This is a genomic window from Aliinostoc maniaoense, assembly GCF_058172895.1.
In genome coordinates this window covers 313,072-330,088 of record NZ_CP187952.1, presented here as the reverse complement: position 1 = coordinate 330,088, position 17,017 = coordinate 313,072, and the positions used below count along the sequence as shown (strand labels likewise).

General features: G+C 42.1%; 16 protein-coding genes and 1 tRNA gene. 9 read left to right on the top strand and 8 right to left on the bottom strand.

Annotation, left to right across the window (positions count from 1 at the left end; translation table 11 throughout):
- Positions 1-80 precede the first annotated feature (80 nt).
- Complete coding sequence (locus ACPZ3T_RS01395) at positions 81-1,649, top strand: metallophosphoesterase family protein (protein WP_490273209.1); 1,569 nt, start codon at positions 81-83, stop codon at positions 1,647-1,649.
- Between the two features lie 31 nt (positions 1,650-1,680).
- Here the strand turns inward: ACPZ3T_RS01395 and ACPZ3T_RS01390 are convergent, their stop codons facing one another.
- Together ACPZ3T_RS01390 and ACPZ3T_RS01385 are read right to left on the bottom strand one after the other, a co-directional pair.
- Entirely contained in the window at positions 1,681-2,163 is a 483-nt protein-coding gene (locus ACPZ3T_RS01390) for a DUF4383 domain-containing protein (RefSeq protein ID WP_490273208.1), read from the bottom strand.
- Between the two features lie 527 nt (positions 2,164-2,690).
- Entirely contained in the window at positions 2,691-3,707 is a 1,017-nt protein-coding gene (locus ACPZ3T_RS01385) for an SDR family oxidoreductase (RefSeq protein WP_490273207.1), read from the bottom strand.
- A gap of 457 nt (positions 3,708-4,164) precedes the next feature.
- Here ACPZ3T_RS01385 and ACPZ3T_RS01380 point away from each other — a divergent pair, with 457 nt between their 5' ends.
- The gene (locus ACPZ3T_RS01380; protein ID WP_490273206.1) at positions 4,165-5,001 is read left to right on the top strand and encodes a carbohydrate ABC transporter permease; all 837 of its coding nucleotides are present in this window, start codon (positions 4,165-4,167) and stop codon (positions 4,999-5,001) included.
- Positions 4,998-5,834, top strand: a complete 837-nt coding sequence (locus ACPZ3T_RS01375) for a carbohydrate ABC transporter permease (RefSeq protein WP_490273205.1) — start codon at positions 4,998-5,000, stop codon at positions 5,832-5,834. The genes ACPZ3T_RS01380 and ACPZ3T_RS01375 overlap by 4 nt, the downstream gene beginning before the upstream one ends.
- Here the strand turns inward: ACPZ3T_RS01375 and ACPZ3T_RS01370 are convergent.
- Positions 5,766-6,047 (bottom strand): hypothetical protein, encoded by a 282-nt coding sequence (locus ACPZ3T_RS01370; protein ID WP_490273204.1) that lies wholly within the window; start codon positions 6,045-6,047, stop codon positions 5,766-5,768. The two genes, ACPZ3T_RS01375 and ACPZ3T_RS01370, sit on opposite strands and share 69 nt — an antisense overlap.
- A gap of 59 nt (positions 6,048-6,106) precedes the next feature.
- Here ACPZ3T_RS01370 and ACPZ3T_RS01365 point away from each other — a divergent pair, with 59 nt between their 5' ends.
- The 3 genes from ACPZ3T_RS01365 to petE all read left to right on the top strand — a co-directional run bounded on the left by ACPZ3T_RS01365 (position 6,107) and on the right by petE (position 7,513).
- Positions 6,107-6,238, top strand: coding sequence for a hypothetical protein (locus tag ACPZ3T_RS01365; protein WP_490273203.1), 132 nt, complete (start codon positions 6,107-6,109; stop codon positions 6,236-6,238).
- Between the two features lie 8 nt (positions 6,239-6,246).
- Positions 6,247-6,738 (top strand): photosystem II cytochrome c-550, encoded by a 492-nt coding sequence (gene psbV, locus ACPZ3T_RS01360; protein ID WP_490273202.1) that lies wholly within the window; start codon positions 6,247-6,249, stop codon positions 6,736-6,738.
- 355 nt (positions 6,739-7,093) lie between these two features.
- Positions 7,094-7,513 (top strand): plastocyanin, encoded by a 420-nt coding sequence (gene petE / locus ACPZ3T_RS01355; protein WP_490273201.1) that lies wholly within the window; start codon positions 7,094-7,096, stop codon positions 7,511-7,513.
- Positions 7,514-7,814: 301 nt separating this feature from the next.
- Here the strand turns inward: petE and ACPZ3T_RS01350 are convergent, their stop codons facing one another.
- Entirely contained in the window at positions 7,815-9,275 is a 1,461-nt protein-coding gene (locus ACPZ3T_RS01350) for a hypothetical protein (protein ID WP_490273200.1), read from the bottom strand.
- Between the two features lie 600 nt (positions 9,276-9,875).
- Between ACPZ3T_RS01350 and ACPZ3T_RS01345 the strand changes: the two genes are divergently transcribed.
- Together ACPZ3T_RS01345 and ACPZ3T_RS01340 are read left to right on the top strand one after the other, a co-directional pair.
- On the top strand, positions 9,876-10,553 hold the full coding sequence (locus tag ACPZ3T_RS01345; protein ID WP_490273199.1) for an esterase/lipase family protein: 678 nt from the start codon (positions 9,876-9,878) through the stop codon (positions 10,551-10,553).
- A 100-nt stretch (positions 10,554-10,653) separates the two neighbouring features.
- Positions 10,654-11,295, top strand: a complete 642-nt coding sequence (locus ACPZ3T_RS01340; protein ID WP_490273198.1) for a cytochrome b N-terminal domain-containing protein — start codon at positions 10,654-10,656, stop codon at positions 11,293-11,295.
- Here the strand turns inward: ACPZ3T_RS01340 and ACPZ3T_RS01335 are convergent.
- Both ACPZ3T_RS01335 and ACPZ3T_RS01330 read right to left on the bottom strand, forming a co-directional pair.
- Positions 11,262-13,181, bottom strand: a complete 1,920-nt coding sequence (locus tag ACPZ3T_RS01335; RefSeq protein ID WP_490273197.1) for a cation:proton antiporter — start codon at positions 13,179-13,181, stop codon at positions 11,262-11,264. The genes ACPZ3T_RS01340 and ACPZ3T_RS01335 overlap by 34 nt on opposite strands.
- A gap of 397 nt (positions 13,182-13,578) precedes the next feature.
- Positions 13,579-13,707, bottom strand: a complete 129-nt coding sequence (locus ACPZ3T_RS01330) for a hypothetical protein (RefSeq protein WP_490273196.1) — start codon at positions 13,705-13,707, stop codon at positions 13,579-13,581.
- Between the two features lie 42 nt (positions 13,708-13,749).
- On the opposite strand from ACPZ3T_RS01330, the gene ACPZ3T_RS01325 reads away from it, so the two are divergent.
- A tRNA-Glu gene (locus tag ACPZ3T_RS01325) sits at positions 13,750-13,822 on the top strand.
- 98 nt (positions 13,823-13,920) lie between these two features.
- On the opposite strand, the gene ACPZ3T_RS01320 is transcribed toward ACPZ3T_RS01325, so the two are convergent.
- Both ACPZ3T_RS01320 and ACPZ3T_RS01315 read right to left on the bottom strand, forming a co-directional pair.
- On the bottom strand, positions 13,921-14,505 hold the full coding sequence (locus ACPZ3T_RS01320; protein ID WP_490273195.1) for an SRPBCC family protein: 585 nt from the start codon (positions 14,503-14,505) through the stop codon (positions 13,921-13,923).
- The gene (locus tag ACPZ3T_RS01315; protein ID WP_490277086.1) at positions 14,498-16,507 is read right to left on the bottom strand and encodes a GAF domain-containing sensor histidine kinase; all 2,010 of its coding nucleotides are present in this window, start codon (positions 16,505-16,507) and stop codon (positions 14,498-14,500) included. The genes ACPZ3T_RS01320 and ACPZ3T_RS01315 overlap by 8 nt, the downstream gene beginning before the upstream one ends.
- Between the last annotated feature and the right edge of the window lie 510 nt (positions 16,508-17,017).

Genomic DNA, 17,017 nt, shown 5'->3' with positions numbered 1-17,017 from the left:
CCCCCTATAGGTGAGAGCAGTATATGTAGCGACTGTCTTAAAATTTAAGCGATCGCTAGTTAGAAAAACAATAATCACCAATGAGATTAATTTCCGAACCATCTATCCCCGTCAAAATCCAAAAAATGAAACAACGGGTACGATGGCAACACCCCAGCATCCAGCAACGGGGAATTGACCAAACTAGCATGGTCATTGACGATAGCCACAACGAAAACCCGGAATTTTCTTTTTTAGTCCTTGGTGATAGCGGCACAAAACCCCATTACGGATATCATCCCCAAAGACTAGTGGCAGAACTCATGCTTGGCCACAAAGACGAATGTAATTTTGTGCTGCACACGGGGGATGTGATTTATGTCGTCGGTTCACAAGAATATTACCCCGCCAATTTTATCGAACCATATCGGGAATTTCTCTTAGGTGGTGAGCAACCCCAAAAAATTGCTTACGATCGCATGATTTTTAATCTACCGTTTTTACCTGTACTGGGCAATCATGACTATTATGATGTCCCTTTTTTCTACCGCCTCATCACCGGTAGCACGTTACGACTACGGCGAATGTTGCGTTACAAAGATGTGGAGATTGGTTGGCATGGTTCTAATCAAGGTGATGCCTATGCTAGAGCCTTTCTTGATTATCTCGCCGCCCTATCCCCAGAAGCATTACACCGTCATTTAGACCAACACTACACAGCTAAAACAAATACATCTCGCTGTTTGCGTTACGTACCGGGAGAATTTACCCGTATCCCTAACCGATATTACAGTTTCCGTTACGGTGGTATAGATTTTTTCGCCCTTGATTCTAATACTTTTAATACACCTTCTCCCGTGCCTCATACCCAAGCCGGGGATATTTACCGCCGGGAATTACAACAGCGTCGCCATGAAATAGACAAACAAGAAGAAGAAATCTTAGCTCAATGCGACAAACTCAACCCCGACAACCCAAGCGATGCAGAACAACTCGATGAGTTCAGCGCAAAGTTAGACCAAATTAACGAAGTCAAAATTGATATTGAAAAACAACTCGCTGCCCACGATACCCCTCCGACTGACTGGGAACAATTAAACTGGTTACGCACCAAATTAATCGAGTCTTGGCAAAATTCCCAAGTACGAGGAAGAATCATTTTTTTCCATCATCCCCCCTACGTCACCGAAGCTACCAAATGGCATCAAGCCCAAACTTTAGCGGTGCGTCATCGTCTACGGGAGGTATTTAATCAAGTGGCAAAAACCCTTGGTAATGTAGTAAAAGACCGTCCCTTAGTCGATGTAATTTTTAATGGACACGCCCACTGTTTAGAATATCTCCGCACCGTAGACACCGGACACGCTGACTCTCACCTCAACTGTATTATCTCCGGTGGTGGCGGTCATCGTCCCCGTCGTCAGCGTCAAGAGGGGAATGAGTTGATGGAAGTTTTTCCTGCACCTGATGGTATAACCTTGGGAAAAGTAGCTGATTCCTTGCTTTACCTTGGTCGTCATGGCCACGGAGTAGAAAGACGGCTATCATACTCCTGTGTGCGGGTTGATGTGAAAGCAGGAAATCCACCTAAATTTATCATCAGACCTTTGATAGCCGAAAGATTTGGGGGCGAATGGTTCAAGGGTGAGTTAGAACCCTTTATGATTTAATTAACTCCTCCCCATTACCAATTACGAATGACTAAGAGATATTTTGTGAAACATTCACCCCTCCTACCTTAGCAGGCATAACAATACCATAGTAAGCAGCTGCGATCGCGGCTAAAGCATTGAACCAAACATTATTACCAAACAAAGGCATTAAGCCGAAAAAAGTTTTTGCAAAGGGAAACAATCCCATAATTGCTAACACAATATAAGCAATTGCAAAAGCCCGATTAAATATCCGACTACTGCTAGCACTTGTGTAGGAAGTTATCCCCCATAACCCGACACCACAACGTACTAAGTTATGTAAAAAATTGGTGGGAAATAAACCAAAGATATAGCCAAAACCAGCAGCGTAAGCATTAGGCGCGACATCGGCGGGAATAAAAGATTCACTTGTACCTGGGATAGAAACTAAAGCCGGAGTGAATCCTGCTAACCCTACAACTAAGAAGATAATGCCGATAATTAACGCACAGTAACGCTCAGTAATTTTAGCCGCCTGAATATTTTCCATCTGCTCTTTTCTCCCTTGCAATATGTAATTTTTGGAGGAATATTAAATCTCTTTGTAACTAATACCTTTTCTTGATGTAGCTTGCCTGGCGTAGCCATAGATGCACTTTATTCTGTACTGTAGAGACGTTGCATGCAACGTCTCTACATCATTTATTTGGCGCAACTTCATAGAGAATTGGTATAACTTATTTCCACACTTGATTCTTACTATTCAACTTAATTATTGTGTGCTTTACTCTATCAAAAGGTAGGATTAATTCCGATAGTGTAAAATCAAATGAAACGCCATAGATAACTAATCTGACTTTTCACCTGTTCTGAAAAACCCCTCTCCATAGAGCGAAGCTCTTCTCGTAGAGTACCTCTCCCCTACAAATAATGTAGAGACGTTTCATGAACCGTCTCTACATATTCCCCCTTCCCTAGTAGGGAAGGGGGTTAGGGGGTTAGGTTTTACGTTAACTTTTCCACATAACGTAAAAAGTCAGGATAACTGATAACTGATAACTGATAACTGATAACTGATTAGCTACTACCTTTGTGGTTGAATGTATTTGCTGCTAATAAAACAAAGATAGCCCCAGTTGCGATCGCTCCCCACTGAAGCCAGGGATTTTTATCTATAGCATCAGTAATACTAGGTATAACCCGGTTGCTAAAGTCACCTTTTACTCTGTCGTGTTCTGGAACAGGTTGGTAAAAATTATTGGCTGCGTCTTCTGATTTTGATTCAGAACTGCGCTGCATTTGAAACGCAACCCGCAACAAAAATGAATCTACTAACGATGGTGAAATCCGTTGCACTATATCTAATGCTTTCGCCGCATCCCCTACTAAAAAATCACGGGTTGGGTGTTCGGCTGCGTACAAAATAGCATCAGCTACCAACTGCGGATCATAATAAGGTGGTATCCCGGCTGGTTTTACACCCAATTTCGTTAAACCATTATTCCAAAATGGGGTATTAATCACTGCTGGCTTGATACTCGTGACACTAATCGGCCAATTTTCATGTTGTAATTCCAGCCGCATCGCTTCCACAAAACCCTCAACCCCATGTTTAGCGGCGGAATAAGCACTTTGATAGGGTAGCGATCGCCTACCTTCCATTGAGGAAATGTGAATCAACGCGCCTCTACCCTCCCGCTTGAGATGGGGAAGTGCAGCCATTGCGCCATATACTTGACCCATCAAATCCACATCAATAACGTGTTTAAACTCTGCCGGGGTGGTTTGATCAAAAGTAGCAAACAAACCAATCGCCGGAACGTGTACCCAAGTGTCTATTCGTCCGTAAACTTCACCCGTTTTGTTGGCGATCGCTTCCACTTCTTCAAATACTTCTACATTAGCTACAACCGGAATCGCTTCACCCCCGAAGCCCCGAATCTCATCCACCAAAGATTCTAATCCTGATTGACTACGCGCTGAAACAACTAGCTTTGCTCCCCGTTGAGCAAATTGCAGCGCAGTTTGACGACCAATACCACTAGAAGCACCAACCACTGATACAACCTGTTCATTAATTGGCTTGAGTTGCATATATTATGTAACCTCAATAAAATAATTCGTAATTCGTAAGTAAGTTAATTTATTATGAATTAGTAATTATTTAAATAAAGCCCCTAAAAAAATATCTTTAGGAGCTAAGGGGATTGTGAAACTATTAATACCCAGAATATAATCAAAATTTCTTATTTATTCCTCTATAAAAAGAAAGGTAGAAACATTCATTAATTTCATACCTTAGAGATATATAGGATTCCGATATTTATTTAAGATTACTTTCTGGAATTTCTCTAGAGAAATCAATAGCCTTCGTAACCAGCCAATATTTTCAGATAAAGACTCGATAAATTGCATCTACAAATAACAGCAAACTCATCGCTACAATTGTTGTAAACCAAAATCAACCGGAGATGTAGCGGTGTTTTTTACACACAGACCAAAGAGAAACCGCAGGTGGAAGATTCAAGATAGCCTTGTAGGTTATTTGTTCATGATGCCCACCATCTTGGTTTTAGGAACTTTTGTCTTACTGCCGATTTTCTATGCTGTGTTCCTTTCCCTGAACAAAGTTCAACTTTTGGGCGGTATTGATTATGAGTTTATTGGTTTGCGTAATTTCCAAAGATTATTCACAGATGGGAGAGTGGGTATTGCCCTGAAAAATACAGCCGAATATGTGGCGATTGTTGTACCTAGCCAAACAATTTTAGCTTTAGTTTTAGCAGTCACTTTAAATTCTGGTATCCGTGGTAAAAATTGGTGGCGCATCCTCTATTTTTTGCCAACAGTCACATCATCCGCAGTATTAACCCTCATCTTTATGTGGATTTATAACACTGATGGTTTACTCAATGATTTTCTCAGTTTTGTAGGACTACCTACTTACAATTGGTTGGGTGATCCAAGAGTGGCACTCAAAGGTATTATGATTATGAATATTTGGTCTACTGCACCATTTTATATGGTGATATATTTAGCAGCTTTGCAAGATATTCCCCAAAAACTTTATGAAGCCGCAGACATTGACGGGGCAAATTGGTGGCAAAAATTTATTTATATTACTATTCCTTTACTGCAACCGGTGACTTTTTTTGTAGTTGCTATAGGCGTAATTGGTACTTTTCAATTATTTGATCAATCTTATATTTTCTCTGGTGGGACTGGCGGGCCGAATAATGCCACCTTAACTGTAGTGCTGTTGATTTATCAAACCGTTTTTCGCTATCTTCAGATGGGGTATGCAGCTGCGATCGCATTTTTATTAGCCGTAGTCATCATCGTCGTCACCATCCTGCAAAGACAACTTTTCGGAGGTGAACGAGGGTGAAAAATATCTCTAGTTTTCCCTGGCTCAAGGGACTTTTATACATTATTCTCATTACCTATGCCATCATCACCTTAATTCCCTTTCTCTGGGCGTTATCTGCGTCATTTAAGCCCCTCTCTGAAATTATCAGTGGTGAGCCTAATTTTTTTCCCAAAAATTTCACCCTAGAAAACTATCAGCAAATCTTCCTCAATGAACCCCTATTTTTACGCTGGCTATTCAATAGTGTCTTCATTGCTGTCAGCGTCACAGTGTTAAACTTGCTCTTTAACTCAATGGCTGGTTACGCCCTAGCTAGACTGCAATTTGCTGGCAGAAACTTTTGGTTCTTCCTGATTTTGGCAGTCTTAGCAGTCCCCATCCAAATCACTCTCATACCCACATTTTTAATTTTAAAAGCCATAGGTTGGCTCAATTCTTATCAAGGCATGATTGTGCCTGGCATGGTGAATGCCACTTTTATCTTTATGATGCGCCAGTTTTTTGTGAACTTTCCCAAAGAACTAGAAGAAGCCGGGCAACTAGACGGCTTAAATACCTTTGGCATTTTTCGTCATATTATTTTACCTTTAGCCAAACCAGCCCTAGCAGCCCAAGCAGTTTTCGTCTTTATGGGCAGTTGGAATAATTTTTTACTGCCAGTAGTCATTTTATTTGACCCTGAAATGTTTACCCTCCCCCTAGGCTTAAACACCTTCAAAGGGCAATACATTAGCTACTGGAACTACATCATGGCCGCCTCTATGGTGTTCACTTTACCCGCCCTATGTCTTTACGCCTTTTTCAACCGCTACCTCATCCAAAGCGTCACCTTCACCGGTGGTAAGGGATAAATGGGCATTGGGCATTGGGCATTGGGCATTGGGCATTGGGCATTGGGCATTGGGGTAAATATTTCTCCCCTGCCTCCCCTGCTCCCCTACCCCCTGCTCCTTGTCCCCCTTCCCTTGTCTACCTTGTCTACCTTGTCCCCCTCCCTCCCTGCCCCCTGCCCCCAGTCCCCAGCCCCCGATCCCCCAATCCAGATTTTGGGCAACAAATTGCACTCTTAACGTGATATTGGTATTACAGCGACTCAATCTCTATCTGTTAGTTAACACGCATTATGGGGTTTGCAAACCTAGCGATCGCAGAGATAACAGGAGACTACAGTGTGACTGTAGCCAAATTTGTGTCTTTGTCAACCGTAGAGGTTGAGTATCAATTTCTTAGCTGTGTTGAGCGTCAAAATCTTTAAGGGGAAACATGTTTAGAAGACTCATTGGCGTTGTTGCGGTTACTGTTCTACTGACTTTTCAGTTAGTTGTCGGTAGCGCAACAGCAGTGGAACTGGACAAAGCTACCAGAACAGTAAAATTAAATGATCAGGGTGATAATGTTACCCTCAGTTTAAAACAAGTTAAAGAAGGCAAACGTTTATTTCAATACGCCTGCGCCCAATGTCACGTCGGCGGTGTGACTAAGACTAACCAAAACGTGGGACTTGAACCAGAAGCGTTGGCTTTGGCAACACCCAAGCGTGACAATGTTGAAGGTTTGGTGGATTACATGAAAAATCCCACCACCTACGACGGTGAAGAGGAGATTTCTGAATTACACCCCAGCATCAAGAGCGCAGATATTTTCACAGAAATGCGAAATCTGACCGATGATGACTTAGAAGCGATCGCAGGTCATATCCTTCTACAGCCAAAAATCCTGGGCGACAAATGGGGCGGCGGTAAAATCTACTACTAAACCCAGTGCTTTTACCGTAGCATGGGCTTAACCCGTGCTGAGTTCTGAGTGCTGAGTTCTGAGTGTTGAGTTCTCAAGTCTAGGAATGATATTGAGTAATTATACTCAATATATCATAATTACTTCCGACTATCCCCAAAACTCAGAATCCAGAACTCAGAATTTTTGATAGGCATAAAAAGCGCAAAATAATTATTAAAAAAAATAAAAATTTAATTCTGAAGTTAAATTTCTGCTCTGAATTTTGGACTTTTTTAGAAAAAAAAATCTATCTACGACAACTTGTCATATTTGGCGTTGATTTTATTTACAATGAGATTAGCAAAATAAAAACTATATTCTCTTGGAGAACGCCATGAAATTAATTGCAGCAAGCTGGAGACGCTTGAGCCTGGCTGTATTGACACTTGTTTTAGTTGTGAGTAGTTTTGCCATCTTTACACCTAGTGCTGCGGCTGAAACCTACACAGTTAAACTGGGTACTGATAAAGGAATGCTCGCATTTGAACCAGCCAAGTTGACAATTAAACCAGGAGATACCATCGAATGGTTAAATAATAAAGTACCTCCACACAACGTTGTCTTTGATCCTGGCCTCAACCCTGCTAAGAGTGCTGATTTAGCTAAATCACTCTCTCATAAACAGTTGATGATGAGTCCTGGTCAAAAAGAAACAACAACCTTTGCAGCTGATACTCCACCTGGAGAATACACCTTCTACTGTGAACCTCATCGCGGTGCTGGTATGGTCGGTAAACTCACTGTTCAAGGCTAGAACATTTGATTTCCATACTTCACAGCTAAATTAGCCAAAAGCAATAAGCAAATTAATAGTGGTGAGTAGTCGTATTTCCCCTCTACACAGAGGAAATAAGACTACTCACCACAAATTTTATTGTAAATTCAAGGCTTTAAGACCCCTAGATCACATTAAATATATCTTGTAGGGTGCGTCAGACGGCTTAAATACTGTCAATAACCTGATTTTTGATATCTGACGCACCCTACTAATATGCCAGTTGCGTAAGTCCTGGTAATAAGTAATCATTTACTCATTACTCATTACTCATTACTCATTACTCATTTGAGGATTGAGAATTTTGCTTTTGCTGTCTAGCCTCACGCAAATTTTGTAACTTTTGTATCAATTGTTGACCAGATTCCAATGAAGATGATAAATCATCTTTCTTGAGAGTCTGCTCAGAAGATGGTTTGCCATTGGGAGTTGAGACAGGCTGTTTTTTGTCGGTTTGTACTTGTGGTACAGGCGTAGATGTGGCTTCAGGTTGGGGTGCAGGTTGCTTATTGTTGACACCTGGAGTAGTAGCTGCATTGGGTATAACTACACCCGGAGTTTTTTCTGGGCTAGTTTCCTCTGTGACGGTAGCACCATGTTGAAAACGCAAGCTAAATGGATAACGACTGATTTGTTTATCACTTTTAGGGGTGTTGCGAACAAAATATTGTCTTGTTCTCAATTGCAGTTCAGGGGGAACTGACCTGTCTTGGAACTTAATATCTACAACTTTACCTTCTGTATCTACTACTAAAACACCCAACAATGTCCTATCAAGACCGGGTTTTTCTGTGGGGATGATACTCCGAATAACTGCTTTTTCTTGGGAGTTGGGGTATTGCTGCTCCAGTGCTTTTCTCAAGCTTTCGTATGAGTTTACCTGAGCAATTTCACGAGTTTCACGGAGCTTTGCAGGTAAATTAGGCAGGTTTGGAGTATTTCCTTGCTCTGTTTTAGGTATGCTTGGCGTAGCAACCGCTAGATCCTCTCCAACTTTAGGAGTCTTAGTAATCGGATTTACTTTAGCCGCATCATTATTAAGCTGTGTATTTGCTTGATTAGCATCTGGTGTCACAGTCGCAGCCGGAGTAGGTAGGGGAGTCACAGATGGAGCAACAGGCGGAGTAGGAGGCAAATTACTGGGTAATTCTGCCCCATTCAATTCTGGTAATTTGTCTACTGCTAGAGGTTTTGAAGATTCTGGAACTATGTCCTTGTTATCAAAACTAGGAGGAGTGACACGGGCGAATTTATTATTGGCGGGATTGAAAGTAGAATTATCAAACTGAAAACTTCTGCTGCGGGATACCCGTAAAGGCTGACGTTGTGGTAAAGAGGGTATGCGATAATTCTGTGGAATTGTCGCCAGGGGTGGTAGTGATGACGGTGTATTTATAGGTGGTGGTAGAGGAGGTAAAACCGTCGTCTGAGTATTGAAATTTGGTGTGGTATTGAGTTGCGGTTGTTGCGGAAATTGATTTTGTAATAAAGGTAATTGTGGCTGTAGAGCAACTGTGTTGGTATCTGGAGTTTGTGGTAGACGACTTTGGTCTACTTGGCTTAGTTCTAAAACTCCAACAGTTTTTTGTGGAGGTGATTCTTTTGGTTGGTTGGAATCTACAGGCATCAATGGCACAATCAATGCAATAGCACCGTGAATACCAACAGAGGCTATTGCGGCTATCCCAGTTGGTTGACTGAGAAATTCTGGTATATTTTTGATCAGGGAGACGTAAGACATAGCTGTTAATCGTTCACTCGGCTCGGTTGCAGTTGACTAGCAAAGAAATATTATCTTGATTGTAATAAATGCGTCCCTGGAAAAAATCGTATCTGCCCATGTTGAGGCTCAAAACACTCTTTAATTTATAGACTTTTATCAACTTCCTGCGCCGTTGGCGCAACGTCTAGTTAAAGAAAAAATCCAAGTTATCCCTAGCCTCCGGCACTGGCAGAGAAGTTAGGTAGAAACCCCGCTCACATGGTGAGTAGCTGTCTTGAATTTTGTTCGCCCTTCTCTACGTTCGCGGAGCGTGTCGTAGACAGACGCTGCGCGAAGGCGTTCCCGCAGGGTATTTTGAATTTTGAATTGATTCATGCCTTGCACCATTCCAGCTTAAGCATAGGGTAGTGATCAGTTAGCGCGATCGCATCAGTCTAAGTGCATAAGTATATTTGCTCAAAATACCAGATTGATTAGTAGTTGCACTGGTGAACAGAAATTCTGGCTATGGTGAGGAATATCGGCAAGCCGACATATATTACCATATCTACCACATGAGAAAATGTTGCCTGTTTGGCTATTTCTCTAAAAAATGCCCTTTTAAAATTTTGCCTTGAAATGCCATTACCTATAGTTATTGTGCCGGGATATCTAGAAAGTGCGATCGCCTACCGTCCATTAGAAATATCTCTCCAAGAGTTAGGTTTTCCCACCTCCACAGTGCCACTGCGGCGGCGTGACTGGATACCTACTATCGGCGGTAGACCAATCACGCCAATTTTGCAACAACTTGATCGTACTGTTCAACAGGCATTACAAAAAAATAACGCGACTCAAATTAATTTGGTTGGACACTCAGCCGGCGGTTGGATTTCCCGCATTTACTTGGGAGAAAAGCCTTACTCCCTTAATATTTGGAATGCTCATTCCTTAGTGGCAACTTTAATTACCCTGGGTACACCCCACACTAGCCAAGAGCGTTGGACTCGCCAGAATTTGGATTTTGTCAATGATAATTACCCTGGTGCTTTTTATCAAAACGTGCGTTACGTTTGCGTCGCTGGTAAAACAATTTTTGGGGAAAGGCGGCTTGGTAGTTGGTTCGCTTACAGTAGCTATCAATTAACCTGTGGTGAAGGTAATACCTGGGGAGATGGAATTACACCTATTGCAGCCGCTCACTTACCTGGTGCAGAAAATCTGGTGATTCCAGGTGTTAGACATTCTCCCAGAAGTCCGGGAATTTGGTATGGTTCGCCAGAAAAGTTACCAAATTGGACGCAGTATTTAATTTAAAAAAGTATATTTTTTGCAAAACGAATATAGATATATTCATAAATCTTAGTTATATTGTAATAAAAATACATATTTACTCCCATAACAGGAGGGGTGAGCCATGCAAAGCACCCATTTTGATAGGATTTTGCGGCGAGTAGCAACGATATTATCGGTCGTAATTCTTTCCCTGTGCCTGATTTATATCTCTACTGGCATCTTGCTGTCTTTTTATTACGAACCCACAGCAGGCGGTGCTTATAACTCTTTGAGAATGATTGACACAGAAGTTGCCTATGGTTGGCTATTCCATAGGGCGCATGATATAGCTGGTAATGGCATGATTGCGATCGCACTAATCCAAATTGTAGTGATGTTTTTAGGGCGGCAATTTCGCCGGAGTTGGCTATTTGCTTGGGTAAGTGGTATTTTATTTACCTTAAGTGCGATCGCCCTAGATTGGACAGCCATGATTCTGGATTGGACTCAAGAAGGCTATTGGCGATTTAACATTGAGCTAGGGAATATCCAAGCCATCCCAGTAATTGGCTCACAACTGCGAGATATTCTCACAGGTGGTGGAGCAATTAGCAGTATTACTGTAGAGCATTTATACACTCTACACAGCTATATCATTTCCCTAGCTGCCATATTGTTCGCGGTGGTGCATTTTGCAGCATTAATGTGGCAAGAACGGCAAATGTACACAGAACAAGTTGGGGAGGAAATTCAACTAACAGCCGCATCAGTGGCAGAAAGTTGAGGCAACTTTGTTAAAGGTAGTTCTTCCAACTCTGGCAACTTTTCTAGAACTAGAGGTGTAGACTGACTAGCACCAGATAAGCGTTTTAGTAGATTCGGTCTGGGGTCATGTAAAAGGTAGATAATGCGATCGCCTACTTCCCATTCTTGGTTAGCTGGGGTAATCTGGAGGCGAGCTTCTCTTTCTACCAACAACGGCACTAAAGCCCCAGTCCGAATCCTTTCTTGGATACGTTGCTGTTGAGTCGCAAATTCGGCTTCATTCAAGGTAGTTGTGCCTAACTTGACTCGCCCATCATTCAGATACTCATTCCAAGTTTTAATCGCCAAATCTGAGACGAAAGCTTGGCTAACTTTATTATTAGTTGAATTATTAGCTTGCGGGTCACGGGGAAAAACAGCTAAAACCCTTGGGGGATGAAATTCCTCGGCGGCTCGTTGCGCCAACACAAAATTCACCTCACCATTATTAGTCATCGCCAAGAAAGTCCCCATCGAAGCTAACCCAGCTTCTTCCAACACCTCAGCATCCAGCGCACTGCTGACAATTACCCTGATATTTTGAGCTTCCGCCTGAGCCAAAAATTCTGGCTCAGTGTCGATAAGTACCACATTTTCCCCCCGTTCTTGAAAGAAACGGGCAATTAAAAGGCTTAAAGGATTACAACCAACAATAACTGCACCTGTAGCTTCTTGAGAGGTAATTTGCAGGCATTGGGCAACCCAGCCAGCCGTCAGTCCTTGACAAACCACTGTCATGATAATTGTCAGGAAAACCAAAGCCTTAATTGCATCACCCCCGTTGATACCATGTTTGGTCAACAAAATTGCAAACAAAGAAGCCACAGAAGCAGAAACAATTCCTCTAGGCGCAACCCAACTTAAAAATAGCTTTTGTCGCCAGTTGAGGTCACTATTGCCGGTACACAGCAGGATATTAATGGGGCGAACCACAAACATCAACACCAAAACAGTGAATAAACTGCCCCAACCCAAAGCAAACACACTGGCAATGGATAAATCCGCCGCTAGTAAAATAAACAGCACCGAAACACTCAAAATGGTCAGTTGACCTTTAAAGCTACGTAATAGGCGTTCCTCTGGCACAGAGGAGTTAGCAAACACTGCTCCAGCCACTACCGTAGTCATTACCCCTGATTCGCTGCGAATCATCTGCGCTAGGGTAAACAGACCCCATAGGACTGCTAACACTACCAAATTTTTCAACTCGAACGACAAAAAATTGGCACGTTTAAAAATCAGGCTCATCACATAACCGCCTACCGCACCAATTGCCGCACCAACACCCAAGCGCATGATTAACCCGACAATGGCGTTAATGGGGTCAGCATCACCATTAACAATGGTGTCCAACACCACAAAAGCGAGAATTGCTCCGACGGGATCGATTAATACCCCTTCCCCTTCTAGTAAGGTGGCAACCTGTCGATCTACATTAATTTGTTTGAGTAGGGGGCCAATTACCGTTGGCCCTGTCACCACGACTATAGAGGCGTAGAGAAAAGCGATATTCCAAGGAAACTCACCCAACCAGTGAGCCGCCATACTGCCACCAATTAGCGTCACCAGCGTTCCCAAGGTAACGAGTAATTGCAGGCTCAAGGAAACTCTGCCTAACTCGCGTAAATCTAAGTTTAGTCCGCCTTCAAACAGAATAATCGCCGTTGCGAGAGCAACAATGACCTCCAATCCCGTGCCGAGTAACTGGGGATGCAATACCCCAATCCCATCAGAACCGAGGAAAATACCCACTAGTAGTAACAGGACAATACTGGGTACACGAAAATATGCAGCCAATACTTGGGCGCTAATACCAGCAACGACGGTGATTACCATCTGTAGGGTGACTTGAAAAGATGCTTCCATGCTATGGATTTTGAGCGATGTATTTCAAAATCTTTTGTAAAGAATAATGAATATTCCCTTTACAGGGTACAACATTAGACCATTGATCCTTTGTGGACTTGAGAGTTTTTTTCATACGTAGTCTTTCACAATACTCTATTTCTCGCCATATTGGTGAGCTAGTGTGACAATTTACGAACAATTGGCATAACATTCTGAGTATTAAACACGAAAAAAAATACAACTGTTGATATATCTGAATAATCTGCCAGATGAAAGATGTTCACTGTGTACTAAGCTGTTGAACATAGGACATCTATCCACTGCCTGACAGGTGTAAGGGGTGTAGGGGTGTGGGGGTGTAGGGGTGTAGGGGTTAGTAAAACGATAATTATTTCGTTAGTCTGAGAGTCATTACTCACTGCTTGGTAAAAAACCTATACTTGTTCCCCTGCCCCCTGCCCCCTGCTCCCTGCTCCCTGCTCCCCTGCCCCCTTAAAGTCCTGACAGGAACATCAAAATTTTTTTTTAGCAAATCTATTGACATTATCTGAAAAATCCGTTAACTTATAAAAGGTCTGAGGTTGATGCCCCCATCGTCTAGAGGCCTAGGACACCTCCCTTTCACGGAGGTAACGGGGATTCGAATTCCCCTGGGGGTACTAATTATAAGAAAAGAGACTTGAGAGTCTCACGTATACTTAAGAACTAGTTCCTACAGTCCTACTTCTGTAGGAACTAATATTTTCGACAGTCAATATTATTGATTTGCTAGGTAATTGACTCGTTGGTAAATCGCTAGCAAATTAGATTTGAGGTCATTGCTGAGGCGACGTTCAATAATTGTCACGGGCATAGTCAGTTTTGGCCAAATTTGGATGCTGTAGCAGAGATTAGTGCCTATTAGTTGATCAAGGACATAAGGCTCTAAACACCAATAGCCAGAAAAGCCTTTAAAATCTCCCTCTACCATTTGGAAGTTGATGGTTTTAGGGAAACATTCTTCCAAATCTAAAACTACACGGGCGCAAAAGTTGAAATTGAGTAAACGCTGAGAGCCGATTTGTTCGACTCGAATCCCACCGTTAGGATGCTCTAAAAGAGTACTTTTGGCTAGATTAGGAATGAAATCAGTGAGGGCTTCATAATCTGTTAATACCTTCCAGACTTGTTCTACTGGATGGGGAATTTGCACTTTAGCGGTAATTTGTCTTTGTCGCTCGGCGAGCTTGGAGATTTGGACTTCAACTGGGGGTAAATTAGCTGTATCCGCAACCAAACCCAAATCCGGGTCAAGATGGGGATCAACTTGAAAGTTCTCTGTGGTTGTTTGTTGGTTAGTCACTTTCAGAATATGGTTTGTTCTCGTCAGAAAATTGGGGCAGAGTCAGGGTAAAACAGATTTCGCTCAGTTGAGAATCAGGAATGGGTGTACTCTCAACCGCGATCGCTCCATTTAAATGCTGCACTAAGGATTTGACTAAAGCCAGTCCTAAGCCAGTACCTGGTGTCCAACGACCGCCTCTACCACGACGAAACCTATCAAAGATATAGGTTGCTTCTTCTTGGGAGATGCCACGTCCTGTGTTAGTCACTTTGATCATAACTTGATCTACTAACTGATTAACTTGGTGACTGGCGTGCAGATGAATAATCGTATCCCGCTCTGAGTATGTATACGCATTATTTAATAACTCTTGCAGGATTCTGTCAAAACTCTCTACTTCGGTTTGCAGTTTTAACGGTTGAGTGGGTATGTCTAAATTTATACTTAAGCCTTTTTCTACGAGTTTTGCACTCAAAGAACTGCTCAGTTCTTCGATTTTGCCGTTGAGATTGATATTTTCATAGCGTGGCGGTTCTTGCTGCGTCTCTAGTTTTTGCAGAGTCAGCAAGTCATTGATTAGATTGATTTCTTTAGAACATTCTTTTTCCAGAATATCTAAGTATCTGTCTTGCCGTTCGGCTGTGATCCCTGGCAAACGTAAATTCTTGATAGACATCATCATATTTGTCAGGGGATAGCGGAGGCGATCGCTAATATTGCTCATAAATTCGTCTTTGAGCTGATTTAACTCCCGCAATTGGTCTACATATTGCCGTGTTCTTTCGTGGAGTTTGGCTTGTAGTTCCAAGCTACTTTGGAGTTTGGCGGTGCGCTCATCCACTAAAGTCTGGACTTGCCGTAGTGTGTTTGATTGAATAATGGCGTTGCTAATTTGAGCGCAAACCATTTCCACCAGATTTAATTCTGCTAGTTGCCAATCGCGCGGTGTTGATTGTTGTAGGACTAAAAAGCCTAAGATTCTACCTTGATTTTCTAAAGGCATTAACAGCACGGCTGGCAATTGTGTAATTGCAAATAAGGGAGCAACTGTTGCAGAATCTTGTACATCTGTGTAGTCATTGATAATGACAGGCTTTCCGCCCTCAGTGAAAGCTCGCTGACACAAAGCACAGTCAGTTAAAGCGAAAGATTGATTTAAAGACTCTGTTTTACTAGGAGTTTTCCTACACCATTCACCCACAACATCTGCTTTAGCTTGGGGAATTTGTTTTTTAGAGCGCGTTCTAAATAATGGATCTGTATATTTAAGGAGAATTAATAAACCCCTGTCTGCTTGTAAAGATTCAGCAGTAGATGCTATGGCTAGTTGGAGCATTTGATTTAACTCCAAGTTACTCCGACTAAGTATAGTTAATTGCTTGATTAAGCTTTGGTGCTGATTGCTCTTTTGCAGGTATTGCTGCTGGTTGGAAATTAACTCTGTTTGTGTAACTTGGGCAAAAGCGATCGCACAGGATGAAGCGATCGTGTGGAGAATTTGTTTTTCCGAATTTCCCCAATCATAAGATTGAAATTGAATCAGATTGATAACACCATTATTTTTCCCTCCAAAGCGGGTAGGAATTGCTAACACCGATTTAATAGGTAATGGTAACTGTTGACAGCCAATCATTAAACTATTACGAATTGTTGCAATATCCTCAATGGTGAAGGGTTCAGTTGCACATTGCAGCACTAACTGTTCAACAGAGAATAGCCCATCTGGCTGGGGCATTCCTAGATATTGATCAGAACACCAACTAGCAGTTGTAGCTTCAGTTGAGTCATCATTCGTGACTGTTACTAAGCAGCAACAATCTACATGAGTGGCCGTTCCGATCAATTTGGCAATTTCTGGCAGCATCAATGCTGTCGATGGACTACTAGCAATGATGTGATTAATTTTTTGCGCCAACTTCTGGGCTGTTTCTTCCTGATGCTGCATCAGTTTGACTGGGTATGGTTTGAGTCGCTCTGGGTCATCGCGGCGTTGTGGTGACACTAATAAATGCTTTTTCATTCCTGATCTGTTCTTGGATAATGACCCCATTGTTCTTGCACCCAACTTTTTGGCATATTCTTCACCGTTAGTTATCTGGCTATACCGGATGGATGGCAAATCTTGCTTCAAGATTTTCTATCATTCTGTTATAGCCCCTTTATTTTGCAGATGACCAAATTATCAGTATATTAAGATAATTTATACATCACCATAAAAATACCCAAAACTTTCGAGAATACTTAATTTAACTTATGTTTAAGGGGATGGTCTAGTATTAGTTAATAACTTTTGCCTTACCATACCTTGTTGATAACTATACATAAACCGTGATTTCTCTAGATTTCCTAGCAGAACTTCATATCTGATCACCGCATTACTACTGTGGCAATAGAAATCCCTAGTTAAGATTGCTGAAATAAAGCTTTACACACTCCTTCAACCAGCCCAAACGACTGAGGCAACGAATTTTAGATTTTGGATTTTGGATTTATTCTGCCCAGGCTTAGGCGAGGCTTGTACCAAAAACAA